The organism is Pseudomonas sp. B23(2017), assembly GCF_002113725.1.
In the GTDB taxonomy this organism is placed as follows: domain Bacteria; phylum Pseudomonadota; class Gammaproteobacteria; order Pseudomonadales; family Pseudomonadaceae; genus Aquipseudomonas; species Aquipseudomonas putida_Z.
On the sequence record NZ_NEJM01000001.1, the window covers coordinates 154,230 to 179,180 of the forward strand.

19 protein-coding genes are annotated in these 24,951 nt (G+C 63.8%); 7 read left to right on the forward strand and 12 right to left on the reverse strand.

What is annotated here, in order from left to right:
* Positions 1 to 3: 3 nt before the first annotated feature.
* From CAG46_RS00700 to putP, 9 genes are all read right to left on the reverse strand, one after another.
* The gene (locus tag CAG46_RS00700; protein WP_085614724.1) at positions 4 to 1,095 is read right to left on the reverse strand and encodes a glycosyltransferase; all 1,092 of its coding nucleotides are present in this window, start codon (positions 1,093 to 1,095) and stop codon (positions 4 to 6) included.
* Positions 1,096 to 1,128: 33 nt separating this feature from the next.
* Positions 1,129 to 1,902: a glycosyltransferase family 2 protein gene (locus CAG46_RS00705; RefSeq protein ID WP_085587870.1), complete on the reverse strand. Its 774-nt coding sequence runs from the start codon at positions 1,900 to 1,902 to the stop codon at positions 1,129 to 1,131.
* Positions 1,903 to 1,968: 66 nt separating this feature from the next.
* Entirely contained in the window at positions 1,969 to 2,925 is a 957-nt protein-coding gene (locus CAG46_RS00710; protein WP_025340859.1) for a glycosyltransferase, read from the reverse strand.
* Between the two features lie 48 nt (positions 2,926 to 2,973).
* The gene (locus tag CAG46_RS00715; RefSeq protein ID WP_085614722.1) at positions 2,974 to 4,377 is read right to left on the reverse strand and encodes a PIG-L deacetylase family protein; all 1,404 of its coding nucleotides are present in this window, start codon (positions 4,375 to 4,377) and stop codon (positions 2,974 to 2,976) included.
* Complete coding sequence (locus CAG46_RS00720) at positions 4,374 to 5,270, reverse strand: antimicrobial resistance protein Mig-14 (protein ID WP_085614720.1); 897 nt, start codon at positions 5,268 to 5,270, stop codon at positions 4,374 to 4,376. The genes CAG46_RS00715 and CAG46_RS00720 overlap by 4 nt, the downstream gene beginning before the upstream one ends.
* Positions 5,270 to 6,400 carry a glycosyltransferase gene (locus CAG46_RS00725; RefSeq protein ID WP_085614718.1) on the reverse strand — a complete coding sequence of 377 codons (1,131 nt, stop codon included), beginning with the start codon at positions 6,398 to 6,400 and terminating at the stop codon, positions 5,270 to 5,272. The genes CAG46_RS00720 and CAG46_RS00725 overlap by 1 nt, the downstream gene beginning before the upstream one ends.
* Complete coding sequence (locus CAG46_RS00730; RefSeq protein WP_013974482.1) at positions 6,384 to 8,141, reverse strand: carbamoyltransferase; 1,758 nt, start codon at positions 8,139 to 8,141, stop codon at positions 6,384 to 6,386. Before CAG46_RS00730 ends, CAG46_RS00725 begins: the two co-directional genes overlap by 17 nt.
* A gap of 220 nt (positions 8,142 to 8,361) precedes the next feature.
* Positions 8,362 to 9,198 (reverse strand): 23S rRNA (adenine(2030)-N(6))-methyltransferase RlmJ, encoded by an 837-nt coding sequence (locus CAG46_RS00735; protein ID WP_085614716.1) that lies wholly within the window; start codon positions 9,196 to 9,198, stop codon positions 8,362 to 8,364.
* A gap of 185 nt (positions 9,199 to 9,383) precedes the next feature.
* Positions 9,384 to 10,862, reverse strand: a complete 1,479-nt coding sequence (gene putP, locus CAG46_RS00740; RefSeq protein ID WP_015272040.1) for a sodium/proline symporter PutP — start codon at positions 10,860 to 10,862, stop codon at positions 9,384 to 9,386.
* A gap of 74 nt (positions 10,863 to 10,936) precedes the next feature.
* Here putP and CAG46_RS27545 point away from each other — a divergent pair, with 74 nt between their 5' ends.
* Positions 10,937 to 11,125 carry a hypothetical protein gene (locus CAG46_RS27545; protein ID WP_143493363.1) on the forward strand — a complete coding sequence of 63 codons (189 nt, stop codon included), beginning with the start codon at positions 10,937 to 10,939 and terminating at the stop codon, positions 11,123 to 11,125.
* A gap of 94 nt (positions 11,126 to 11,219) precedes the next feature.
* A complete protein-coding gene (gene putA / locus CAG46_RS00745) occupies positions 11,220 to 15,173 on the forward strand; it encodes a trifunctional transcriptional regulator/proline dehydrogenase/L-glutamate gamma-semialdehyde dehydrogenase (protein ID WP_025340865.1) in 3,954 nt (1,317 codons plus the stop codon).
* Positions 15,174 to 15,274: 101 nt separating this feature from the next.
* On the opposite strand, the gene CAG46_RS00750 is transcribed toward putA, so the two are convergent.
* From CAG46_RS00750 to CAG46_RS00760, 3 genes are all read right to left on the reverse strand, one after another.
* Positions 15,275 to 15,526, reverse strand: a complete 252-nt coding sequence (locus CAG46_RS00750) for a DUF3077 domain-containing protein (protein ID WP_085614827.1) — start codon at positions 15,524 to 15,526, stop codon at positions 15,275 to 15,277.
* A 268-nt stretch (positions 15,527 to 15,794) separates the two neighbouring features.
* Positions 15,795 to 16,232 (reverse strand): hypothetical protein, encoded by a 438-nt coding sequence (locus CAG46_RS00755; RefSeq protein ID WP_085614714.1) that lies wholly within the window; start codon positions 16,230 to 16,232, stop codon positions 15,795 to 15,797.
* Between the two features lie 105 nt (positions 16,233 to 16,337).
* Positions 16,338 to 16,901: a hypothetical protein gene (locus tag CAG46_RS00760; RefSeq protein ID WP_085614712.1), complete on the reverse strand. Its 564-nt coding sequence runs from the start codon at positions 16,899 to 16,901 to the stop codon at positions 16,338 to 16,340.
* A 369-nt stretch (positions 16,902 to 17,270) separates the two neighbouring features.
* Between CAG46_RS00760 and CAG46_RS00765 the strand changes: the two genes are divergently transcribed.
* The 5 genes from CAG46_RS00765 (at position 17,271) to dbpA (ending at position 24,872) form a co-directional block, all read left to right on the forward strand.
* Positions 17,271 to 19,073 carry an acyl-CoA dehydrogenase gene (locus CAG46_RS00765; protein WP_085614710.1) on the forward strand — a complete coding sequence of 601 codons (1,803 nt, stop codon included), beginning with the start codon at positions 17,271 to 17,273 and terminating at the stop codon, positions 19,071 to 19,073.
* Between the two features lie 32 nt (positions 19,074 to 19,105).
* A complete protein-coding gene (locus tag CAG46_RS00770) occupies positions 19,106 to 20,548 on the forward strand; it encodes a TldD/PmbA family protein (RefSeq protein ID WP_085614708.1) in 1,443 nt (480 codons plus the stop codon).
* On the forward strand, positions 20,548 to 21,867 hold the full coding sequence (locus tag CAG46_RS00775; RefSeq protein ID WP_085614706.1) for a TldD/PmbA family protein: 1,320 nt from the start codon (positions 20,548 to 20,550) through the stop codon (positions 21,865 to 21,867). The genes CAG46_RS00770 and CAG46_RS00775 overlap by 1 nt, the downstream gene beginning before the upstream one ends.
* Positions 21,868 to 21,994: 127 nt before the next feature.
* A complete protein-coding gene (gene mdtD, locus CAG46_RS00780; RefSeq protein ID WP_085587851.1) occupies positions 21,995 to 23,422 on the forward strand; it encodes a multidrug transporter subunit MdtD in 1,428 nt (475 codons plus the stop codon).
* A 112-nt stretch (positions 23,423 to 23,534) separates the two neighbouring features.
* A complete protein-coding gene (dbpA, locus tag CAG46_RS00785; protein ID WP_233687397.1) occupies positions 23,535 to 24,872 on the forward strand; it encodes an ATP-dependent RNA helicase DbpA in 1,338 nt (445 codons plus the stop codon).
* Positions 24,873 to 24,951: the final 79 nt, after the last annotated feature.

Consider the following 24,951-nt stretch of genomic DNA (forward strand, 5'->3'; position numbering starts at 1 on the left):
GCGTCAACTGCGCAGCAGGCTCTGCGAACCGCTGCAGAATGCCTGCCAGGCCTGCTCCGGGGCCAGCGCCTGGCGCTGCCGCGCGGCTACCGCCGGGGCACTGAGCGACGCACAACGCTCGATTGCCTCGGCCCAGGCATTTTCATTGGTAACGGGCAGGTAGCCACCGGTGTCCTGCAACTGCTCACGGAACACCTGCAGGTCGCTGCACACCACCGGCACGTCGGCCATGACCGCCTCCTGCACCACCAGCCCCAGGCCTTCGGAGCGCGAAGGCACCAATAGCCAGTCGAATGCCCGGTACAGCTGCTGCAGGTCGTCTCGGTGACCACTCAGGTGAACACGACCAGCCAGGCCAAGCGCATCGATACGAGCCTGCAGCACCGCACGCAGAGGGCCTTCGCCGATGATTGCCAACTGCAGGTCCGACTGGCGCGCACTGGCCTTGGCGAACGCCTCGATCAGCATCTCGAAACCTTTGCTCTCCACCAGCCGCCCGACCGCGCCCAGCATCACTCCTGCTACCTGTGGCAACTGCAGGGCCTGCCTGGCTGCGTCCCGACTCAACAACGGTTCGGCGAAAGCCAGCGGGTCGAGGGCCATGCGCAAGGTCTGCACCGGCCTGCCCAGGTCGTGTTCGAGTGACGTGGCAAGTGTCTGCGAAACGGCGGCGATGCTCAGCCGCTCGGCCGGGAACATGCGCAACAGGCGAACGTCGCTGGCACTCAGGCGCGTCTTGCCGTGGAACAGCACCTTGGCACGCACCTGCGGAACCTGCTGCAACAACGGCAACACCAACCGCGCCACACCGACACCGTCGAGCAGCACGACTTCAGCCTGGGCCTCGTTCAGCGCCTTGCGCAAGCGCATGCGCAACCATGGGCGCAACAGGCGCCAGAAGTGCCGCCCTTTCAGCGCCCGTGACGGCATATGCCACTCCCGGGTCGAGCCAAGCCCACAGCAGAGCCCGCTACCCAGCAGCAGCCAGTTACTGATCCGGGCATCGGCACCCGCATGCGACAGCACCTGCCGATGCACCTTGTGGATGGACATGTACGGCGTTCCACCCGCCCACATCATATTGACGATGTTCATGGGCCCTCTCCCGCTCATGTCAGGTGGGACACTTCATTGAACAAAAATGGTGATTCCCATGCCAATCACGGCACCCGCCACCAGCGTCAATGCCAACTTTATCCGATCACGTTTACGACGTTTGGCCTTGCGCTCCACTTCGATGGGCAAGGTCACGTGATTACCAAATCCAGTGTGCAATACTGCATCACCCTCCAAGGTGACCGCTGTCAGGTTTAACTCAGAATAGCGCCGGGAAAGTGCCTTCTCTCCAGCATAGGCGGCAAATGGCGCACAACGCTGGTAATCGCTCAAACGACGCAGCCCGGGGTTGAGCGAAAACGCCTGCCACTCGGCCTTGTCGGACAGCAGCGGGTAGCAAGGCACCCCGGCGATCACCTGGCGATCGCCCAGGTGGATGTAAGGGCTGTGGACGGCCAGGTCATGGGCATGGCTGCGCAGCCACACCTGCAACAGGTCGGGGCTGACCTCCAGGATGGCCCGGGAGTCTTCGACGAAGCCCTGGCGATAGAAGTGCCAGTCGTCCTCGCAGTGAAAGATGTAGGGCGTCTTGACGTGGCTGTAGGCCAGGTCGATAGACGGCAGCTGGCCCAGCTTGGGCCGGTTGACGAACACCTTGCAGTGCGGTTTCCAGTGCTCAGGCACAGCGGCATGCACGGCATCGTCACCGGAGTCTTCGGTGATGAATACTTCGCGAATGGGCGCGGTATTGTAGCGATCGAAACTCTCAAGGGTATCTTTGAGCAGATCGAACCGCCCACAACTGGTCACGACGAGCGTGACGTCACTCTCATTTGAAAAGCGCACCGGACTCCCTCCGCATTGCGACTATCGACTTTCAACGCCCGCTCCGCAGGCGCGAAAGTTCTTATGTTAGATGCCCAGCTTCAGGCGCAGCCGCTGCCATGCAGACAACGGCGGATGGGGCCTGAGCGCCGGGCGCATGTGGTCGACGATGCTACGTCCAACTGCGCCGAAACTGAAACGGGAAACCGCCAGGTGGCGGCCATTTTCTGCAATCTGCCGGGCAAGTTCAGGTTCCGCACGCAAGTGGCGAAGCTTTTCCTGGAGGGTCGGGATGCTGTCATAGAACACCACGTTGTGCATGTCCTGCAGGCCCAGCGCGCGGTTCTCTTCCTCGCCCTGATCATACGCCAGCAACACACAGCCACAGGCCATGGCTTCGAAGTTCTTGATCATGTATTCGCCCATGCCGACGTCGGCACTGACGAAGAAGCGGATCCGGTTGAGCGTGTTGCAGTAGTCCTCACCCGACTTGGTACGGGTCACCACCAGGTTCTCGACCCGGCCCAGCTCGTCCAGCAATGCCTTGCGGCCGCTGTAGGCCACGCTGTTGGTGCTGCCGACGAAGGCCAGTTCGATGTCGCGCTCACGCCCCTGGTCGGCCAGCAACTGCTCGTCGTAGCCCTTGGGCACGAACACGGCGTCGAAACCTTCCTGGCGCAGGCGCTCGCTGACCATGTAGCCGGAGCTGATCACCCGCGCCCAGGGCAGCTTGCGGTAATGGGCGCTGAACTTGCCGGTGTACTTGCACGGGATGTAGTTCTGGTAGGCATCGTGCTCGAGGATTACCAGGTTCGGCACGGTACGGATGAACGCCGCCTGGCGGATCTCCTGCTTGAAACGCAGGAAGAAGACAATGCGGTCATAGCGCTCGACCTGCACTTCACGCTTGAAATAGCGGCGCAGGTTGCGCTGGTCTTCGCTGGTCAACCAGCGCAGGTCGCACTCGCAGTTGGCCGCGACGCCATCGTACAGGCGGTCGAGAATCGCCCGCTGTTCCTTCTGCACCAGAAATAGGACTTTCATTGGGTTCCTTGGGCGCTCTGCGCCATCGCGGTCAACCATGGGGCGCGGCTACAGCTCACGCCGCCAGAACAGTTCATGTCGGCGCACGGCCTTGCGGAAGAATTCGTTCTCGCCGTAAGGCGACGGCCGCCGCCCGGCCAGCCAGCGCTGCAACAAGCGGCGCAGGCGGCGCTTGAACGGCGCCGGCGGCTGCAGGTCGTGCATCATGCCCAGGGCCATGGCCTTGTCGCGCTGGGTTGCCAGGTCCAGTACCAGGCTGCAAGGTGCCCACGCCTGGACAGCGCTCAGCTGCGGCGGCAAGGCCACGCCGTCACCACTGTCGCCCATCGGCCAGCGGTCGTTGTCATGCAGGTGGTTGGCGTAGCACAGCAGGGTTTGCGGCTGCCAGGCCAAGCCTTGCAAGGCTTCCAGCACCGCTGCCTGGGCACATATGTGGTCAGGGTGCGGGTCGAGCTGCGGGTGCGGCATCACCAGCACCTCTGGCCTGGCCATTTCCAGCAAGGCCCGCAGGTCGGCGAGCAGGTTACACCAGGTCGGCGCGCCATCGTCGTCGGCCGGCAGCGGGAACGGGTTGAACCGGCGGAATACGCGAATGTCGGCGAGCTCGGCCTCCCGGGAAGCGGCCGGCTGGTCTGGCGCAGCCTGCATGGCAGGTAGTTGCAGGCAGAAGTAGCCCAGCTGCACGCAACGCGATTCCGCCACACCGGCCCAGCGTGGCACGGCGATACTGTCCCAGGCCCGCAGGCGGCCCTTCAGGCGCGCGGCTTCGGCCTTTGCCAGGCCCATCTGCTGATAGTGTTCGGCCTCGATCTCACCGGCGGTCAGGGTCACTACCCAGGTTTCGTCGGCCTGGCTGTAGAGCCCGTAAGCGGCCAGTTCGGCATCATCGGCATGCGGCGCGATCACCATCACCCGGCGCCGTTGCAGCTCGACCGCCGGGGTTATCCACAAGCGCGGCTGGCCCGACAGCCGGCAATGCCGGCCACGCAGGCGCAACGCGCCAGCCTGCAGAGGTGCGGCGAGGCCGGTCAAGTTGAGGAAGCGCACGCCATCGACGCCGCGCTCGAAGGTTTGCCGATCGGCCTGCTCGCCAGCCATCAGCTCGACCTGCGGGTCGAGGAAGCGCCCCAGCCAGCTGCTTTTTACCCGTAGTTCGAGAATCAGGGTTTCGTTGCCCTGCAGCACGCAGTCAGCCTTGAGCAGGCCGCCGCTCAGGCTGGCAGGGGCTTGCCGGGTCTGCTCGCCGAAGTCGTAGGCGTAGTCCTCGCCAGGCGCATAGAACAGGTGGTCGGCAAACCAGGCTTCATGGGCCGCCCACAGCAGCGGCAACAGCAACAGTGGCAACCACCACCAGCTGAACACACCTACGGCCACCAGCGCTACCAGGCCCGCCAGCAGGCCCAGGCGCTTGTTGCGCCGGTGGCGCTTGAGCAGCTGCTGCTTGCGACTCACGCCTGATACACCGGCACGGGGTTGCACCAGCGGTCCTTGTACTCGCGGTCGGCACGGCCGAACGAGAACCGCAGCGGCTTGTTGCGCGCACGGGCGTCTTCCCAGGCGGCCTGGGTATTGAGGAAGCTCAGCACGCTGCCGGGGCTGAAGGCCTTGGTTTCAGGGTCGACACCGCCATTGATGTACTCGACGCTGATCCATTCCGGCGCTTCGACACGGTATACCAGCTGGATGGCAATCGGCTTGCCGTCCAACAGCAGCACCGAGCCGATCAGCAGCTCGCGCAGGCGTTCCAGCACCTCGGCCATGCGCTCGGCGCCGGTGGCAGGGAAGCCCCAGCGGCGCAGGAACAGGTCGCAGTACATGCTGGCGATTTCCTGCGCGCTGAAGTCGCTGATCGGGCGCACCACACCGCCCGCCTCTTCCAGCAGGCGCAGTTCGCGGCGCTGGTTGTAGCGGAACTTCTTCGACAGGTCTTCGTGGGCGCGGGCCATGGCCAACTGTTCCTTCTGCGCCTTGAGGCCGCTGAAGCGCCCCTGGTTCAGTTCGGATAGGTAGCGCGCGGCATGGCGCAACGGTGCAGCGGCATCGGCCGCCGCCGGCAGGATGATCTCGGCGTTGCCCAGGTCGAACAGGGCCTTTTTGCCGGCACGCTTGAGCACATCCTTGGACAGCGCAAGGTGGCGCCCCCAGGTGGGGATGGTGGCCTTCAGCTCGCCGGCCTGGTGCCAGCCCAGGTAACGCACCGGGATCTGTGCCAGGTCCGCCAGCTGCTCGACCACCAAAGGATGGGTGGCGACACTGCCACCAAAGCGGGCCCATGCCTCGGCGTAGGCCTTGGCGTCGATAACTTGCCAACCGCGTTCGCGGAAGGCCTGGATACGGTTGAACATCAGGCCTGCCCCACCAACGCACGGACTTGCGGCAGCTGCCAGAAGGCCTCGCGCACCGCCTGGTCGGAGAAGCGCTCACGCAGGCGCTGCAGCATGTGCTCGGCACAGGCCTGACGCTGCTGCCCATCGAGCACAACCATGTGTTTCAGGCCCTGGGCCAGTTGCCCTGCATCGCCCAGCGGGAACAGCACGCCAACACCCTCGACCACTTCGCGGGCACCACCACAGGCGGTGGCCAGTACCGGCACACCGGCGACCATGGCTTCGAGCAGGACCATGCCGAACGGCTCATGATCGGAGCTCAGTGCGAATACATCGAACGCCTGGAAGTAACGGCGCGCATCCGGCACCTGGCCAAGGAAGTCCACTTGCCCGGCAATGCCCAGCTCGGCGGCCAGGGCCTTGAGCTTGGCTTCCAGGCGCCCCTTGCCAAGAATTGCCAGGCGGGCGCCCGCCGGCAGCCCCGGTAGCGCTTCGGCAAAGCCACGCAGCAGGGTGGCCTGGTCCTTGTCCGGGTGCAGGCGCCCGACGTTACCGACAATCCACGCCTGCGCATCCAGGCCCAAGGCCTGGCGGGCCTCGGCGCGTGGCACCAGGGCCGCTTGCAGGGCGTCGATGTCGATGCGGTTGTACAAGGTCTGGATACGCTCTGCCGGCCACTGCGGCAGACAGCGGCGCATGTCGTCACGCACTGCATCCGACACGCCCAGCAAGCTCAGGCGTTTGCCGAACAGGTTGGCGAAGATGCGTCGCCCCTTGCGCTCGTAATCACCGAAAGCATGGTGCACGCCGATCACCGGCAAGCTGGTGCCCAGCAATGCCACGTAGATCGGCTTGAAGCGATGGGCAATGCAGAAGGCGAAATTGCGCTCGGCCGCGATCCGCCGCAACGCACGGATGGCGCCGAGTTTCAGGCCGCGCACGGCCTTGGAGCTGAACTCCAGGAACAGCACCTCGTCCGACGCGCAGCCAGCCGCTACCTGCGGGTCGGCGGCGCCGGTGAGGAACACCGTGGTGACCTGGTAGCCACGCCCCTGAAACAGGCTGGCGTACTGACGGGCGCAGTCCAGGAACGGCCCGTCATAGCCATGGCAGAACTGCAGGATGCGCGGTTCAGAGCGGCTGGTCATACGGGGCCGCGCCGTCCTTCACAACCAGGATGTCTTCCATGATCAAGTACTGCAGGTCCGAGCCGAAGAACATGTTCAGGGCGTCGGTCGGCGAGCAGATCATCGGTTCACCACGGCGGTTCAGTGAGGTGTTCAGCGACACGCCGTTGCCGGTCAGGTCTTCCAGCGCCTTCATCATGTCGTAGTAGCGCGGGTTGTACTCGCGCTTGAGCACCTGGGCACGCGAAGTGCCGTCCTCGTGGACCACTTCCGGCACGCGGGTCTTCCACTCTTCAGCCACTTCGAAGGTGAAGGTCATGAACGGCGCCGGGTGGTCGACCTTGATCATTTGCGGGGCGACGGTGTCGAGCATCGACGGGCAGAAAGGTCTCCAGCGTTCGCGGAACTTGATCTGCTCGTTGATGCGGTCGGCTACGCCAGGCACGCTCGGGCAACCAATGATCGAACGGCCGCCCAGGGCACGGGGGCCGAATTCCATGCGGCCCTGGAACCAGGCCACCGGGTTGCCATCGACCATGATTTTGGCGATGCGCTGCGGCATGTCGTCGAGCTTGCGCCACTTCGGCGCGTTCGGGTGACGGGCACAGGCAGCGATCACGTCTTCGTTGGAGTACGAAGGGCCGAGGTAGACGTGTTCCATCTTCTCGACCGGCACGCCACGGGCGTGGGAAACGTAGGCGGCAGCACCCACGGCGGTACCGGCGTCACCGGAAGCAGGCTGGACGAACAGCTCTTTCAGGTCTGGGCGGGCGATGATCTTCTGGTTGAGCTTGACGTTCAGCGCGCAACCGCCGGCAAAGGCCAGCTTGCCGGTTTCACGCAGGACGTCGCCCAGGTAGTGATCGATCATCTGCAGGGCGATCTTCTCGAACAGCGCCTGCATGCTGGCCGCGTAATGGATGTACGGCTCGTCGGCGATGTCGCCTTCGCGCTTGGGGCCCAGCCATTCGATCAGCTTCGGCGAGAAGTAGAAGCCCTTGCCCTTCTCTTTATAGCGGCGCAGGCCAATGACGTTGGCGTATTCGGTGTTGATCACCAGCTCGCCGTTTTCGAAGCTGGCCAGGCGCGAGAAGTCGTACTTGCTGGCGTCGCCATACGGCGCCATGCCCATGACCTTGAACTCGCCATCGAGCATCTCGAAGCCGAGGAACTCGGTGATTGCGCCGTACAGGCCGCCCAGCGAGTCCGGGTCGAAGAACTCCTTGATCTTGTGGATCTTGCCGTTTTCGCCGTAGCCAAAGAAGGTGGTGGCGTATTCGCCTTTACCGTCGATGCCGAGGATTGCGGTTTTTTCCTTGAAGCCGGAGCAGTGGTAGGCACTGGACGCGTGGGCCAGGTGGTGCTCGACCGGCTCGATCTTGACCTTTTTTGGGTCGAAGCCCAGTTGCTCCAGGCACCAGACGATCTTCTTGCGGTAGCGCTTGTAGCGACGGTTGCCCATCAGGATGGCGTCGAGGGCGCGGTCCGGGGCGTACCAGTAGCGCTTGGCATAGTGCCAGCGCGCCTTGCCGAACAGGCTGATCGGGGCGAACGGGATGGCTACCACGTCGACGTCGGATGGCTTGATGCCTGCCTGTTCCAGGCAGAACTTCGCCGACTCGTAGGGCATGCGGTTCTTCGCATGCTTGTCACGCACGAAGCGCTCTTCTTCGGCGGCGGCAATCAGTTTGCCGTCAATGTACAAGGCCGCGGAAGGGTCATGGCTAAGGGCGCCGGACAGGCCAAGAATCGTCAATGCCAAGGGATTAGCCTCTTCATTCGGTAGAAATGCGCCAGCGGCCTCTTGGGCGGGTGGCGGCTAAAGGGCGGGATTATAACGCAAACATGTGCGCAACGCGGCAACCTGTACTGGCCTCATCGCCGGCAAGCCAGCTCCCACAGGGACACCGCCGACCTTGAGGCCCGCGCTGTACCTGTGGGAGCTGGCTTGCCGGCGATGGGGCCGGTACAGGCAAGCAATATTATTCAGCGATCAGCCAGTCCATGCGGAAGCTGCCGGCGGTTTGCGCCAGCTCCTTGGCCAGCCATGGCAGCAGCTCCTTGAGTTCTTCTTCCAGCCCCCACGGCGGGTTGGCGATGGCCAGACCGGAGCCATTGAGCCCCTGCGGGCTGTCCTGGTGATGCACATACAACTCGACCCGCAACAGTTTCGGTGCGCCGGTGCTGGTCAGGTCTTGGTAGAAGCGGGTCAGCGAACGCTGGTCCTTGATCGGGTACCAGATGGCCACGACGGTCTGGCGCATGCGACTGATCGCCTCTTTCATGGCGGTAGTACAGCGTTTGAGCTCGTCAGCCTGCTCGAACGGCGGGTCGATCAGCATGATCGCGCGCTTTTCCTGCACGGGCAGCAAGGCCCGCGGCACATGCCAGCCTTCGCCCAGGTGCACGACCACGCGTGGGTCTTTCTTCATGTTCTCTTTGAGCAGCGGCCCGTCCTCGGGATGCTTCTCGTTGAGCAGGGCGCGGTCCTGCTGGCGCATCAGGCGGCGGGCCAGCTCGGGCGAACCAGGGTAGTAGCGCAGCTCGCCATCGGCATTCAGGCGCTTGATGATACGCAGATAGTCGTCGGCCATGGCCGACAGGTCATCGCGATTCCACATGCGAGCGACACCTTCCAGGTACTCGCCGGTGCGGGTTGCCTGGTCGCCCTGCAGGTCGTAAAGGCCAAGCCCTGCATGGGTATCGATATAGGCGAACGGCTGCTCCTTGCGCGACATCAGGGCGATGAGGCGGGTCAGCACGATATGTTTGAGGACGTCGGCGTGGTTGCCGGCGTGGAAGGCGTGACGATAGTTCATGGCAACTCCTGCGGGGGTGGCAAGTTTACCTTGCCTTGCAGGCGGAGTCAGGCCTGGCTGCTGATCGGCGACGGCATCTTCGCGGGTAAACCCGCTCCCGCAGGCACCTCACAGAATTTGAGTTCTGTGCAATCCCTGTGGGAGCGGGTTCACCCGCGAAGCAGGCGCCGCCGACTCAACGGGTATTACTTGTCAGCGTGATACGCCGCATCAGCAGTCTCGAAGCGCTTGACCATTGCCTGCGACGGGCTGCCCAGCTTGCTCACCACGAAGATGGCGATGCTGGCGAACAGGAAGCCCGGGATGATTTCGTACAGCCCGAGGGTGTCGAAGTTCTTCCACAGGATCACGGTCAGTGCACCCACCACGATACCGGCCAGTGCGCCGTTACGGGTCATGCCTTTCCACAGTACCGAAATCAGCACCACCGGACCAAAGGCAGCACCGAAGCCGGCCCAGGCGTAAGCCACCAGGCCCAGCACGCGGTTTTCCGGGTTGGAGGCCATGGCGATGGCGATCAGGGCGACGGCCAGCACCATCAGGCGGCCGACCCACACCAACTCGACCTGCGAAGCGTTCTTGCGCAGGAAGGACTTGTAGAAGTCTTCGGTCAGGGCGCTGGAGCACACCAGCAGCTGGCAGCTCAGGGTACTCATCACCGCCGCCAGGATGGCCGACAGCAGTACACCGGCGATCCATGGGTTGAACAGGATCTTGGCCAGCTCGATGAACACGCGCTCGTGGTTCTCGGTGACCGGGCCCGCCAGATCAGGGTGCGCCGAGAAGTAGGCGATGCCGAAGAAGCCCACGGCGCAGGTACCGGCCAGGCACAGGATCATCCAGGTCATGGAGATACGGCGGGCGTTGGCGATCGACTTCACCGAGTCGGCGGCCATGAAACGCGCCAGGATGTGCGGCTGGCCGAAGTAGCCCAGACCCCAGCCCATCAGCGAGATGATGCCGATGAAGGTGGCGCCCTTGAGCATGTCGAAGTTGGCCGGGTTGACCGCATCGATGGCAGCGAAGGTGGTATCGAAGCCGCCGGTGGAGATCAGCACGATCACCGGGGTGAGGATCAGCGCAAAGATCATCAGCGAAGCCTGCACGGTATCGGTCCAGCTCACCGCCAGGAAACCACCGACGAAGGTGTAGGCGATGGTCGCGGCGGCACCGGCCCACAGGGCGGTTTCGTACGGCATGCCGAAGGTGCTCTCGAACAGACGGGCACCGGCAACGATGCCGGAGGCGCAATAGATGGTGAAGAACACCAGGATCACGATGGCCGAGATGATCCGCAGCACGCCGCTGTTGTCTTCGAAGCGGCTGGAGAAGTAGTCCGGCAGGGTCAGTGCATCGCCGTTGTGCTCGGTCTGCACGCGCAGACGACCAGCGACGAACAACCAGTTCAGGTAGGCGCCGACGGTCAGGCCGATGGCAATCCAGGCTTCGGACAAGCCTGAGAAGTAGATGGCGCCCGGCAGGCCCATCAGCAGCCAGCCGCTCATGTCGGAAGCGCCGGCGGAAAGCGCGGTGACCACGCTACCCAGGCTGCGACCGCCGAGGATGTAGTCGGAAAGGTTATTGGTGGAGCGATAGGCGGCGAAGCCGATCAGCACCATTGCCGCGATATAGACCACGAAAGTGATCGTTAGTGGATTGCCCATGCGTGTGCCCTGGCGTTTGTTTTTATGTCATGCACAACCGCAGCCATGGCGGTTGCACCCAGGCGGCGAATCCTATGCAACAACGCAAAGCGGGTGCAACCATTTTTCATTTGCAAGTTGCACCTTCTCGTGCATTTTCAGACAAATCTGATTTTTTGCTCCTTTTGGGAGCAACACCCCCGCTTTTCAGAATAAAACGCACCGAAAACGACCCTTTTCCGGGCATGGAAATGACGGTCGGACGAGTTGCACCTTTTCCATGAAAAATTAGGGTTGCACCTGGTTGCACCCGAATTGTCCTACAGCTACTCTTGGCGCCAGCTTAGGCCACAACCGTGGCAATAACGAGGATAAGAAATGGCGACGACCACCCTTGGGGTCAAACTCGATGACCCGACCCGTGAGCGACTCAAGGCAGCTGCGCAGTCGATTGACCGCACCCCGCACTGGTTGATCAAGCAAGCGATCTTCAACTACCTGGAGAAGCTCGAGGGTGGTGCCACCCTGACCGAACTCAACGGCCATGCCAGCAACCTGGCCGACGACGCCGGTGAGGTCCAACCCGACCACAGCCACCAGTGCTTCCTCGAGTTCGCCGAGAGCATCCTGCCGCAGTCGGTGCTGCGCTCGGCGATCACCGCCGCCTACCGCCGTCCCGAGCAGGAAGTGGTACCGATGCTGCTGGAGCAGGCGCGCCTGAGCGCCCCGCTGGCCGAAGCGACCAACAAGATGGCCGCCGGCATCGCCGAAAAACTGCGTAACCAGAAGAGCGCTGGCGGTCGTGCCGGCATCGTTCAGGGCCTGCTGCAGGAATTCTCGCTGTCGTCCCAGGAAGGCGTGGCACTGATGTGCCTGGCCGAAGCCCTGCTGCGCATCCCCGACAAAGGCACCCGTGACGCGCTGATCCGCGACAAGATCAGCACCGGGAACTGGCAGCCGCACCTGGGCAACAGCCCGTCGCTGTTCGTCAACGCCGCCACCTGGGGCCTCCTGCTGACCGGCAAGCTGGTATCCACCCACAACGAATCCGGCCTCACCTCCTCGCTCACCCGCATCATCGGCAAGAGCGGGGAGCCGATGATCCGCAAGGGCGTCGATATGGCCATGCGCCTGATGGGCGAGCAGTTCGTCACCGGCGAAACCATCGCCGAAGCCCTGGCCAATGCCAGCCGCTTCGAGTCCAAGGGCTTCCGCTATTCCTACGACATGCTCGGCGAAGCCGCACTGACCGAGCACGACGCACAGAAGTACCTGGCGTCCTACGAGCAGGCCATCCACTCGATCGGCAAGGCCTCTCATGGCCGTGGCATCTATGAAGGCCCGGGCATCTCGATCAAGCTGTCGGCGCTGCACCCGCGCTACAGCCGCGCCCAGTACGAGCGCGTGATGGAAGAGCTGTACCCGCGCCTGCTGTCCCTGACCCTGCTGGCCAAGCAGTACGACATCGGCCTGAACATCGACGCCGAAGAAGCCGACCGCCTGGAGCTGTCGCTCGACCTGCTCGAGCGCCTGTGCTTCGAGCCTTCGCTGGCCGGCTGGAACGGTATCGGCTTCGTTATCCAGGCCTACCAGAAGCGCTGCCCGTATGTGATCGACTATGTCATCGACCTGGCCAAGCGCAGCCGCCACCGCCTGATGATCCGCCTGGTGAAAGGCGCCTACTGGGACAGCGAAATCAAGCGTGCCCAGGTCGAAGGCCTGGAAGGCTACCCGGTCTACACCCGCAAGGTGTACACCGACGTGTCCTACGTCGCCTGCGCCCGCAAGCTGCTGGCCGTGCCAGAAGCCATCTACCCGCAGTTCGCCACCCACAACGCCCACACCCTGTCGGCCATCTACCACATTGCCGGTCAGAACTATTACCCGGGCCAGTACGAGTTCCAGTGCCTGCACGGCATGGGCGAGCCACTGTACGAGCAGGTGGTCGGCAAGATTTCCGAAGGCAAGCTGAACCGTCCGTGCCGCGTCTATGCACCGGTCGGCACCCACGAAACGCTGCTGGCCTACCTGGTACGTCGCCTGCTGGAAAACGGCGCCAACACCTCGTTCGTCAACCGCATCGCCGACCACTCGATCTCCATCCAGGAACTGGTCGCCGACCCGGTCGCCAGCATCGAGCGCATGGGCACTCAGGAAGGCAGCATCGGCCTGCCGCACCCACGCATCCCGCTGCCGCGTGAACTGTATGGCAGCGAGCGGGCCAACTCGGCCGGCATCGACATGGCCAACGAACACCGCCTGGCGTCGCTGTCCTGCGCCATGCTGGCCACCGCTCACAACGACTGGAAAGCCACGCCACTGCTGGCCTGCGCTGCCAGCGAAAGCGCAGCCGCACCGGTGCTGAACCCGGCGGACCACCGCGACGTGGTCGGCCATGTTCAGGAAGCCACTGTCGCCGACGTCGACAACGCCATCCAGTGCGCACTGAATGCAGCACCGATCTGGCAGGCCACCCCACCAGCCGAGCGTGCTGCCATTCTGGAGCGCACCGCCGACCTGATGGAGGCCGAAATCCAGCCGCTGATGGGTCTGCTCATCCGCGAAGCGGGCAAGACCTTCGCCAACGCCATCGCCGAAGTGCGTGAAGCCGTGGACTTCCTGCGCTACTACGCGGTGCAGGCACGCAACGACTTCAGCAACGACGCCCACCGCCCTCTGGGCCCGGTGGTGTGCATCAGCCCGTGGAACTTCCCGCTGGCGATCTTCACCGGCCAGGTGGCCGCAGCGCTCGCCGCCGGCAACCCGGTACTGGCCAAGCCGGCCGAGCAAACCCCACTGATCGCTGCCCAGGCGGTGCGCCTGCTGCTGGAAGCCGGCATCCCTGAAGGCGTGCTGCAACTGCTGCCAGGCCGCGGTGAAACCGTCGGTGCCGGCCTGGTGGGTGACGAGCGCGTCAAGGGCGTGATGTTCACCGGTTCCACCGAAGTGGCCCGCCTGCTGCAGCGCAACGTCGCCGGCCGCCTGGACAACCAGGGCCGCCCGATCCCGCTGATCGCCGAAACCGGCGGCCAGAACGCGATGATCGTCGACTCCTCGGCATTGACCGAGCAGGTAGTGATCGATGTGGTGTCCTCGGCCTTCGACAGCGCCGGCCAGCGTTGCTCGGCACTGCGCGTGCTGTGCCTGCAGGAAGACTCCGCCGACCGCGTGATCGAAATGCTCAAGGGCGCCATGGCCGAAAGCCGCCTGGGCTGCCCGGACCGCCTTGCCGTGGACATTGGCCCGGTGATCGACGCCGAAGCCAAGGCCGGCATCGAGAAGCACATCCAGGGCATGCGCGAGAAAGGTCGCTCGGTCTACCAGGTGGCCATTGCCGATGCTGCCGAGCTCAAGCGCGGCACCTTCGTCATGCCGACCCTGATCGAGCTGGAAAGCTTCGACGAGCTCAAGCGTGAAATCTTCGGCCCGGTGCTGCACGTGGTGCGCTACAACCGTCGCAACCTGGACCAGCTGATCGAGCAGATCAACAACTCCGGCTACGGCCTGACCCTCGGCGTGCACACCCGCATCGACGAGACCATCGCCAAAGTGGTGGAAACCGCCAACGCCGGCAACATGTACGTCAACCGCAACATTGTTGGTGCAGTGGTGGGTGTGCAGCCGTTCGGTGGTGAAGGCCTGTCCGGCACCGGCCCGAAAGCCGGCGGCCCGCTGTACCTGTACCGCCTGTTGTCGACCCGCCCGGCCGACGCGATTGGCCGCCACTTCCAGCAGCAGGACGGCGAAGGCAAGCCTGACCGTGCCCTGCACGAACAGCTGATCAAGCCACTGCATGGCCTGAAGGCCTGGGCCGAGAGCAACCAGCTGGCCGACCTGGCCGCGCTGTGCAGCCAGTTCGCCAGCCAGTCGCAGAGCGGCATCGCCCGCCTGTTGCCAGGCCCGACCGGCGAGCGCAACAGCTACACCATCCTGCCGCGTGAACACGTGCTGTGCCTGGCCGACAACGAAGCCGACCTGCTGGCGCAGTTCGCCGCAGTGCTGGCCGTTGGCAGCTCGGCGGTATGGGCGGACGGCGAGCCGGGCAAAGCCCTGCGTGCCCGCCTGCCGCGAGAGCTGCAGGCCAAGGTCAAGCTGGTGGCGGACTGGAACAAGGATGAAGTGGCGTTCGACGCCGTGATCCACCATGGCGACTCGGATCAACTGCGTGGCGTGTGCCAGCAGGTGGCCAAGCGTGCCGGGGCGATCGTGGGTGTGCACGGGCTGTCCAGCGGCGACCACCAGATTGCGTTGGAGCGTCTGGTGATCGAGCGGGCAGTGAGTGTGAACACTGCTGCTGCCGGTGGTAATGCCAGCCTGATGACCATTGGCTAACGCTGAGGGTTGTTAACGAAAAAAGGAGAGCTTCGGCTCTCCTTTTTTTTTGGGGGCTGGGGTTGGGCTGACAGGTGTTCATTCAACCTGAAGCCAAACCCTCACTGCTTCATCCCCAACTCAGCATCATCCATCAGTGCCTTGGCCATCGCACTCAGGTAATGGGCAGCCCAGATCATCATCGGCTTCTCATCCATCAACCCGGTGATAGTCAGTTCGCGCACATAACCCATCAACTCCGAAGACTGCTCAAGGGCGTCCCTGCACGGGATGCCAGGCTCGATGCGGATTGGGTGTCTTCTGTTGTCATTGTTCAATCCCCTGATAATTCTCGAGTGCCTGGCCGGGCCTATTCGCGGGCGCGCCCGCTCCCACAGGATCACCACAAGCTTCATGACTTGCACCGTACCTGTGGGAGCGGGCATGCCCGCGAAAGGGCCGGCTCAGGCGACACATCATTAAGCCTCAGTGCGAAGTTCGCGACTTAGATTAGGATCTTCGAGTGAATCTGCGTTCAGGGGTGGATCAGGAACTATCACCACCTGCTGTCAAACAAGAGGGTGGCAGCTGTCCATGGGTTGACAGACCGGTAGGAAAATCCAGAAAACCCGGCGCACACCGTTACCCGCGCTTTCGCCAGAGCCACAATAGGCACCAGCCTTTCCCAGCCTCCGAAGTCAGCATCAGCCCAATCCACACCGAGTTACTGATACCGGAAGCCAGCATCGGCAACAACAGGAGTATGGATATCGAAGGAACGATAAAAAAGATGCGAAAGGGGATCTGCACCATCGCCAAGTAGACAGCCAACCGGCAACGCATAAGAAACAACGCGCAGGTCGCTATCAACGAAAGCTGCAGAACCAGGCCTAGCCAGACGATTAGCTCTAGCCCTCCTCCCCAGATCTGCATGTTGCTCAATGCGTCCTTGAAATCCGTCCAGAAAGGTATGGCACCTCGCTCCGTACTGCGGAAGACATAAAGGCAGATGTAGAACGCGTCCATGCCTCCCCAAAACAGGAAAGCGATCGCATGCCAGCTCAAGTTCGAGTTCTTCAATATGCTCCCTCTTCGAACCGCGCCGGAATACCGAGCTTTGTAGGAGCGGCCTTGCGCCGCGAAAGGGCCGCAAAGCGGCCCCGGCAAATTCTGCTGCGACGCTGCTCAAACCATGGACGAAAGTGTGACCAAAGCAAACAGCTGTGTTGCTGTAATTACGGCAGCCAGCAGCATCCACAACCAATTGGCCAGCGTGAAACGGCTGTTGGCCACCCCTGCCTCATCCCCCGCGCTGAAATTGGCGCCTTTCTGCATGGGCACCAGAATGACCAACCAAGCTGCTTGAATCACTACACCCGCAAAATACGCCGCCCACAACTGATCATCCAGAATCACACTGGCAGCCACCCAGGCAGCACACATACCGTAGTAGCCCAGCGTGAGCCGCAGAATGGACCAAGGGTAGGTTCTGCCTGACCCGCGAATATGATCATTCACCCTTCTCAATAACGGGTAGATGAAGAACACTGCAAAAGCGCTTCGCCAGAATGGGCTGACCTTTTCTCCTGTCCTCACTCCATGCAGCTTCCAGCTCTGATAAAAGCAATACAGCCAGTAAAAACCAAGGGTGAAGAAGGTCATTACGCCAAACTTCAGGGGCGAGACTACGAAGAAGGGAAATTGCTTGCCCTCGAAATCATTCAAGTCGTTCTTGTGGACATCACTCATCAGAAAAGCCTCATTGCGAACACCAAAGCACGCATTCAAGGCCAAATGGCATTCGATCCGCAGTAGTCCAGTTCCGCTATGACTTGTAGGAAACGTCTCTACATTTTTCCTGCGCCTGTTCCGGCCCTTTCGCGGGTAAACCCGCTCCTACAGGTGCAGCGTTGATGGCTGGGGCTGCGCAGTACTTGTGGGAGCGGGTTTACCCGCGAAAGGGCCCGAACAGGCAAAACAACAACTGCCCCCGCGTGAGCTGTGCGACCAACCACCAGACATCCCTGTGTTCTCAACCCATATCACCCAAACCTATTAACCTGTCCCCCACCCCACCACCCTCCTACACTCGCAGCATCCCGCCTCTGGACCGCGACCATGCCCGAGACCCTGCTCAGCCCCCGCAACCTCGCCTTCGAACTCTACGAAGTCCTCGACGCCGAGGCCCTGACCCAGCGCCCGCGCTTCGCCGAGCACAGCCGCGAAACCTTCGATGCAGCGCTATCAACTTCCCGCACCATCGCCGAAAAGTTCTTCGCCCCGCACAACCGCAAGGCCGACGAAAACGAGCCGCGCTACGTGGATGGCCGCGCCGAACTGATCCCCGAAGTGAAACCCGCCGTCGACGCCTTTCTCGAAGCCGGCTTCCTCAACGCCAACCGCGACTTCGAAGCCGGCGGCATGCAGCTGCCGAGCCTGGTCTCGCAGGCCTGCTTCGCCCACTTCCAGGCGGCCAACGCCGGCACCACGGCCTACCCGTTCCTGACCATGGGCGCGGCCAACCTGATCGAGAGCTTCGGCAGCGATGAACAGAAACGCCTGTTCCTGCAGCCGATGATCGAAGGCCGCTACTTCGGCACCATGGCCCTGACCGAACCCCACGCTGGCTCGTCACTGGCCGATATCCGCACCCGCGCCGAACCTGCCGGTGACGGCAGCTACCGGCTCAAGGGCAACAAGATTTTCATCTCCGGCGGTGATCACGAGTTGTCGGAAAACATCGTGCACATGGTGCTGGCCAAGCTGCCGGATGCTCCGCCCGGCGTGAAGGGCATCTCGCTGTTCATCGTGCCCAAGTACCTGGTCAGCGAAGATGGCAGCCGTGGCCCGCGTAACGATGTGCTGCTGGCCGGGCTGTTCCACAAGATGGGCTGGCGCGGTACCACCTCCACCGCGCTGAATTTCGGCGACAACGGCCAGTGCGTCGGCTACCTGGTCGGCCAGCCGCACCAGGGCCTGGCCTGCATGTTCCAGATGATGAACGAGGCACGCATCGGTGTCGGCATGGGCGCAGTGATGCTCGGCTACGCCGGCTACCTGTATTCGCTGGAGTACGCCCGCCAGCGCCCGCAGGGTCGGTTGCCGGACAACAAAGACCCGCACAGCCCCGCGGTGCCGATCATCGAGCACAGCGATGTGAAACGCATGCTGCTGGCACAGAAGGCCTACGTGGAGGGTGCCTTCGACCTGGGCCTGTATGCCGCGCGCCTGTTCGACGACACCCAGACTGCCAGCGACGACAGCGCCCGCAAGCAGGCGCAGGAGCTGCTCGACCTGCTGACCCCGATCGTCAAATCCTGGCCCTCGACGTTCTGCCTCAAGGCCAATGAACTGGCGATCCAGATCCTCGGCGGCCACGGCTACACCCGCGAATACCCGGTTGAACAGTATTACCGCGACAACCGCCTGAACCCGATCCATGAAGGCACCGAGGGCATCCAGTCGCTCGACCTGCTGGGCCGCAAGCTGGCGCAGAACAATGGCGCCGGCCTCAAGCAGTTGATCCGGTCGATCGCCGCCACCGGCGAGCGCGCCAGCCACCATCCGAACTTCGACCCGCTGCGCCAGCCGCTGGAGCAACTGGTCAACCGCCTGCAAGGTGTGACCCTGGCCTTGCTGGGTGACCTGGCCCAGGGCAAAGTCGCCGGAGCACTGGCCAACTCGGCCCTGTACCTCAAGGCCTTCGGCCACTGCGTGATCGGCTGGCGCTGGCTGGAACAGGCGATTCATGCCGAACTCGGCCTGCTCAAGGGCAACCCCGCCGACCGCGACTTCTACCTTGGCAAGCTGCAGGCCGCACGTTATTTCCTGACCTGGGAAGTACCTGGCTGCCATAATGAGCTGGCATTGCTCGAGGCACGCGACGACACTTGCCTCACCATGCGGGACGAGTGGTTCTAAGGGGGAGCCACCGTGTACACGGAGGCTTCCACATGTTCGATACCAGCGCCCTGCTGCGCCAGCGCTTTGCCGCGCTGCGCAGTACGGCCGAGTTGTTTTCCCTGCGCCATGTGAAACAGTCGCACCAGGCGCTGTCGGTTCGCCGCAACGTCGCGGAACCACCCTTCTTCAGCCAGGACGAGGGCGCCATGCTCACCGTGCGGGTGAATGGCGTGGAAGCCTATGCCGCCACCGCCGACCTGTCCCAGGCCGGCCTGCAGCGCGCCCTGGAGCACGCCGAAGCGCTGGCCCGGCAGATCGCCCAATACAACCTGCTGGACCTGCGCGAGCAACCGGTGACCAGCGCACGCCACGACCACATTTCGCCCAACTTCGACCAACCCGTGCCCAACCTCGCCGACTGCCTTGGCTTGCTCGCTGCCGAATCGGCCAGCGTGCCCAAGGACAGCCGCCTGGTGGACTGGCAGGCCAGCCTGGGCCTGAGCCTGGTCGAGCAGACCTACCTGAACTCGGCCGGCGCCGAGCTGCGCCACGCCCAGCGCTTCCTGTTCCCGGGCCTGGGCGTGACCGCCAGCGATGGCCAGGACAGCCAGAGCCGCAGCCTGGGTCGCGACAACTTCGGCCAGCAGGGCGGCTTCGAGATCATCGAGCGCTGTGGCCTGGTCGGCGCTGCCCGCCGGGTGGCCGACGAGGCGCTGCAACTGTTGCTGGCACCGAACACCCCCAGCGGCCCGCGCGACCTGCTGTTGATGCCGGACCAGATGATGCTGCAGATACACGAATCCATCGGCCACCCGCTGGAGATGGACCGCATTCTCGGCGACGAGCGCAACTACGCCGGCACCAGCTTCGTCAAGGCCGGTGACTTCGGCCACCTGCAGTACGGCTCCGCGCTGCTCAACGTGACCTTCGACCCGACCATCGGCGAAGAGCTGGCCAGCTACAGCTTCGATGATGACGGCACCCCGGCCAGCAAGCAGTTCCTGATCCGCGATGGCCTGCTGCTGCGCCCGCTGGGTGGTGCGCTGTCGCAGTTCCGCTCCGGCCTCGACGGCGTGGCCAACAGCCGCGCCTGCGGCTGGAACCGTGCGCCGATCGACCGCATGGCCAACCTCAACATCGAGCCGGGAGGCCAGAGCCTGGATCAGCTGGTGAAGGGCATCGAGCATGGCATCCTGATGCGCACCAACCGTTCCTGGTCCATCGACGATGCGCGCAACAAGTTCCAGTTCGGCTGTGAATGGGGGCAGTTGATCGAAAACGGCGAGCTCAAGGGCATCGTCAAGAACCCCAACTACCGCGGCATCTCCGCGCAGTTCTGGCGCAACCTGGCGGCGGTCGGCGACAGCAGTACCTTCCAGGTGCTGGGCACGCCCAACTGCGGCAAGGGCGAACCCAACCAGGTGGTGCGGGTCGGCCACGCCTCGCCGGCCTGCGTGTTCCGCCAGATCGACGTATTCGGAGGAGACGCCTGATGAAACACGCTTTCGAAACCCTGGTCGGGGATGTACGCAAAGCCCTGCAGACGGGCGAACAGTTCACCCTCGGCTACAGCGCCGAACAGTCGCAATTCGTGCGTTTCAACCATGCCAAGGTTCGCCAGGCCGGCACCGTGAACCAGGCCGGCGCGCAACTGCGGCTGATCCGCGATGGCCGCCAGGCAGAGCAACAGGTGACCTTGAGTGGTGACACGCAACTGGATAGCCAGCGCCTGTTCACGGCCCTGGAGCAACTGCGCCAGACCTTGCCACTGCTGGCGGTCGATCCGTACCTGCGCCTGGACGAAAGCGCCTGGCAAAGCCACAGCCAGCAGGAGCAGCCGCTGCCCGAACTGAGCGATGTGCTGACCTTGCTCGAGCGCGAAGCCGGCGACCTGGACCTTGTCGGCATCTACGCCGCCGGCCCCATCTGCCGGGGCTTCGCCAGCTCGTTCGGGGCCTTCGGCTGGCACCAGGCCAACAGCTTCAACTTCGACTGGAGCCTGTTCCACGAAAACGGCGAGGCGGTGAAGGCCAATTACGCCGGGCAAGTGTGGAGTGCCGACGACTTCACCGCACGCCTGCGCCAGGCGCGGGAACAGCTGGGTTTCCTTGGCCGCCCTGCCGTCACGCTGAAACCTGGCAGCTACCGTGCCTACCTGGCCCCGGCGGCCATGGACGAAATAGCCGGCATGCTGTGCTGGGGCGGTTTTTCCGCACAGGCCCTGGCCACTGGCAACAGCGCCCTGCAGCGCCTGTACAACGGCGATGCGCGGCTGAGCCCGCTGGTGAGCTTCACCGAGCAGGTCAGCGGTTCGCTGAGCCCGGCGTTTTCCGATGAAGGCTCGCCGCGCCTGGATGTGCCGTTGATCCAGCAAGGCGAGGCCCGGCAGCGATTGATCAGTGCGCGCAGTGCGGCCGAGTTCGAGCTGCTGGCCAATGGCGCCGATAGTTACGAGTCGCCGTGTGCGCTGAGCCTGGCAGCAGGTAGCCTGCCGAGCGAGCAGATCCTGGAGCGGCTCGGTACCGGGCTGTACATCAGCAACCTGTGGTACCTGAACTATTCCGACTTGCCGGCGGCACGCATGACCGGGCTGACCCGCTTCGCCACCTTCTGGGTGGAGAACGGGCAGATCCAGGGCCCGGTGAGCACCATGCGCTTCGATGACAGCCTGTACAGCTTGCTGGGTAGCCAACTGGAGGACCTGACGCAGGAGCGCGAGATGATTCTGTCGACCAGTACCTATGGACAGCGCAGTACCGGATCGAGTCATTTGCCAGGTGCACTGGTCAAAGGCCTGACCCTGACATTGTGACTGGACTTACCGGCCCTTTCGCGGCTAAAGCCGCTCCCACAGGATCTCCACTGCCCTTGAATGTGGTGATATCCCTGTGGGAGCGGGTTCACCCGCGAAAAGGCCGGCACTGACAAACGAGGAAGTCATGCCCGAACGCACCCCGCTGGACCCTGTCACCGCCCGCTGGATCCCTTGGGTGGTGGCCATCGCCTTCTTCATGCAGTCCCTGGACGGCACCATCCTCAACACCGCACTGCCAGCCATGGCCCGCTCGCTGGCCGAAGACCCGCTGCGCATGCAGGGCGTGATCATCGCCTACATGCTCACAGTAGCCCTGCTGATCCCCGCCTCAGGCTGGATCGCCGACCGATTCGGCACCAAGCGTATCTTCTTCAGCGCCATCCTGCTGTTCAGCTTCGGCTCGCTGCTGTGCGCCGCCGCCAACAGCCTCGGTTTCCTGATCTTTGCCCGTGTCGTGCAAGGGCTGGGCGGTGCGCTGATGCTGCCGGTCGGTCGGCTGGTGGTCCTGCGCGCCTACCCGCGCACCGAGCTGGTACGCATCATGAGCTTCATCACCATCCCCGGCCTGCTCGGGCCGCTACTGGGCCCTACGGTTGGCGGCTGGTTGGTGGAAATACTGAGCTGGCACTGGATCTTCCTGCTCAACCTGCCGGTCGGCCTGATCGGCTGCTACGCCGTGTGGAAGTTCATCCCCGACCTGCGCGGCGCCGAGCGCACCACGTTCGACGGCCCAGGGTTCCTGCTGTTTGGCGCAGCGATGGTATTGATCACCATCGCCATGGAAGGGCTGGGCGAACTGCACCTGCCGCACCTGCGGGTAATGTTGCTGCTGTTCGCAGGCATGGCCTGCCTGGCGGCCTACTGGCTGCGCGCCGGGCGCGACCCGGAGCCGCTGTTCTCGCCCAGCCTGTTCCGCGTGCGCACCTTTGCCATTGGTATCCTCGGCAACCTGTTCGCCCGCCTGGGCAGCGGCGCCCTGCCGTTCCTGGTGCCGTTGCTGCTGCAAGTGGCGCTGGGCTACTCGCCGGCCCAGGCCGGCATGAGCATGATCCCGCTGGCGGCTGCGGCGATGCTGGCCAAGTCCATTGCCCGACCACTGATCGAGCGCTTTGGCTACCGCATCATCCTCACCGGCAACACCCTGCTGCTGGGCCTGCTGCTGGCCAGCCTCGGGCTGGTCGACGAGCAGACACCCTATGCCGTGCTGCTGATTCAGCTGGGCCTGCTCGGCGCGGTCAACTCGATGCAGTTCACCGCGATGAACACGGTAACCCTGATCGACCTCGACGATGCCAGCGCCAGCAGCGGCAACAGCCTGCTGTCGGTGGTCGCGCAGCTGGCCCTGAGCCTGGGCGTGGCATGTGCCGGTGCATTGCTCGGCGGCTTTACCGCAGCCGGCAGCGCCGACGGCGTGGAAACCACCTTGGGCGCATTCCAGCTGACCTTCGTCACCATCGGCGTGATGGCCATGCTGGCGGCGGCGATCTTCCTGCAACTGTCGCCGACGGACGGAAGGCGTGCCCGTCGTCCGGAACAACACATGGAGTCGTAGGGCGAATGGCCACGAGGCTGGTAGACTGTGCGGCATTTTTCGCTTCGCAACGCAGGCCCGCCTCGTGACCACCGAATCCACCGCCTTTGCCACCTTGCCGCTGTCCACTGCCATGCTGGCCAACCTGGACGCCCTCGGCTATGCCTCGATGACACCAATCCAGGCCCAGAGCCTGCCGGTCATCCTCAAGGGGCAGGACCTGATCGCCCAGGCCAAGACCGGCAGCGGCAAGACCGCCGCCTTCGGCATCGGCCTGCTCAACCCGATCAACCCGCGCTACTTCGGTTGCCAGGCGCTGGTGCTGTGCCCCACCCGCGAGCTCGCCGACCAGGTGGCCAAGGAGCTGCGCCGCCTGGCCCGCGCCGAGGACAACATCAAGATCCTGACCCTGTGCGGCGGCGTTTCGCTGGGCCCGCAGATCGCTTCGCTGGAGCATGGCGCACACATCATCGTCGGCACCCCAGGGCGCATCCAGCAGCACCTGGACAAGGGCACCCTGGTGCTCGACGGGCTGAACACCCTGGTGCTGGACGAAGCCGACCGCATGCTCGACATGGGCTTCTTCGATGCCATCGCCAGCATCATCGGCAAGACCCCGTCGCGCCGCCAGACCCTGCTGTTCTCGGCCACCTACCCGGCCGGCATCAAGCAACTGGCAGCCGACTTCATGCGCAACCCGCAACAGGTCAAGGTCGAGAGCCTGCACGCCGACAACCAGATCGAGCAGCGCTTCATCGAAATCGACCCGCAACAGCGCCTCGAGGCCGTCACCCGCGTGCTCGGCCACTACCGCCCGCAGTCCTGCGTGGCGTTCTGCTTCACCAAGCAGCAGTGCGAGGATGTGGTCGCCCACCTGACCGCCAAGGGCATCGTTGCCCAGGCCCTGCATGGCGATCTGGAGCAGCGCGACCGCGACCAGGTGCTGACCATGTTCGCCAACCGCAGCAGCTCGGTGCTGGTGGCTACCGATGTGGCCGCGCGCGGCCTGGACATCGATGGCCTGGACATGGTCATCAACGTCGAACTGGCACGTGATGCGGAAATCCATGTGCACCGTGTGGGCCGCACCGGCCGTGCCGGCGAGAAAGGTATTGCGGTCAGCCTGGTGGCACCGGCCGAAGGCCACCGCGCCCAGGCCATCGAAGACCTGCAGAAGAGCCCGCTGCGCTGGGACCAGCTGGACAGCCTGAAGCACAAGGGCGGCGAGCCGCTGCTGCCGCTGATGAGCACCCTGTGCATCGCCGCCGGGCGCAAGGACAAGCTGCGCCCGGGTGACATCCTCGGGGCGCTGACCGGTGATGCCGGCATCCCCGGCAAGCAGGTGGGCAAGATTGCGATCTTCGATTTCCAGGCGTTCGTGGCCGTGGAGCGACCGCTGGCCAAGCAGGCCATGCAGCGTCTGAACAGCGGCAAGATCAAGGGGCGCTCCCTGAAAGTCCGCATTATCTAAAGCCATGCAAGGTCCCTGTGGGAGCGGGTTTACCCGCGAATGCGATAGTGGGCTCACTGCCGCCTTCGCGGGTGAACCC

What these genes read in the sequence shown, in the direction of transcription:
- CAG46_RS00720 (WP_085614720.1), bottom strand. Translation starts at nt 5,270, where the DNA reads ATGTTCAACCGTATCCAGGCCTTCCGCGAACGCGGTTGGCAAGTTATC.
- CAG46_RS00700 (WP_085614724.1), bottom strand. Translation starts at nt 1,095, where the DNA reads ATGAACATCGTCAATATGATGTGGGCGGGTGGAACGCCGTACATGTCC.
- dbpA (WP_233687397.1), top strand. Translation starts at nt 23,535, where the DNA reads ATGCTGGCCAACCTGGACGCCCTCGGCTATGCCTCGATGACACCAATC.
- CAG46_RS00710 (WP_025340859.1), bottom strand. Translation starts at nt 2,925, where the DNA reads ATGAAAGTCCTATTTCTGGTGCAGAAGGAACAGCGGGCGATTCTCGAC.
- CAG46_RS00760 (WP_085614712.1), bottom strand. Translation starts at nt 16,901, where the DNA reads ATGAGTGATGTCCACAAGAACGACTTGAATGATTTCGAGGGCAAGCAA.
- CAG46_RS00725 (WP_085614718.1), bottom strand. Translation starts at nt 6,400, where the DNA reads ATGACCAGCCGCTCTGAACCGCGCATCCTGCAGTTCTGCCATGGCTAT.
- CAG46_RS00735 (WP_085614716.1), bottom strand. Translation starts at nt 9,198, where the DNA reads ATGAACTATCGTCACGCCTTCCACGCCGGCAACCACGCCGACGTCCTC.
- putP (WP_015272040.1), bottom strand. Translation starts at nt 10,862, where the DNA reads ATGGGCAATCCACTAACGATCACTTTCGTGGTCTATATCGCGGCAATG.
- CAG46_RS27545 (WP_143493363.1), top strand. Translation starts at nt 10,937, where the DNA reads ATGCAACAACGCAAAGCGGGTGCAACCATTTTTCATTTGCAAGTTGCA.
- mdtD (WP_085587851.1), top strand. Translation starts at nt 21,995, where the DNA reads ATGCCCGAACGCACCCCGCTGGACCCTGTCACCGCCCGCTGGATCCCT.
- CAG46_RS00765 (WP_085614710.1), top strand. Translation starts at nt 17,271, where the DNA reads ATGCCCGAGACCCTGCTCAGCCCCCGCAACCTCGCCTTCGAACTCTAC.
- putA (WP_025340865.1), top strand. Translation starts at nt 11,220, where the DNA reads ATGGCGACGACCACCCTTGGGGTCAAACTCGATGACCCGACCCGTGAG.
- CAG46_RS00775 (WP_085614706.1), top strand. Translation starts at nt 20,548, where the DNA reads ATGAAACACGCTTTCGAAACCCTGGTCGGGGATGTACGCAAAGCCCTG.
- CAG46_RS00770 (WP_085614708.1), top strand. Translation starts at nt 19,106, where the DNA reads ATGTTCGATACCAGCGCCCTGCTGCGCCAGCGCTTTGCCGCGCTGCGC.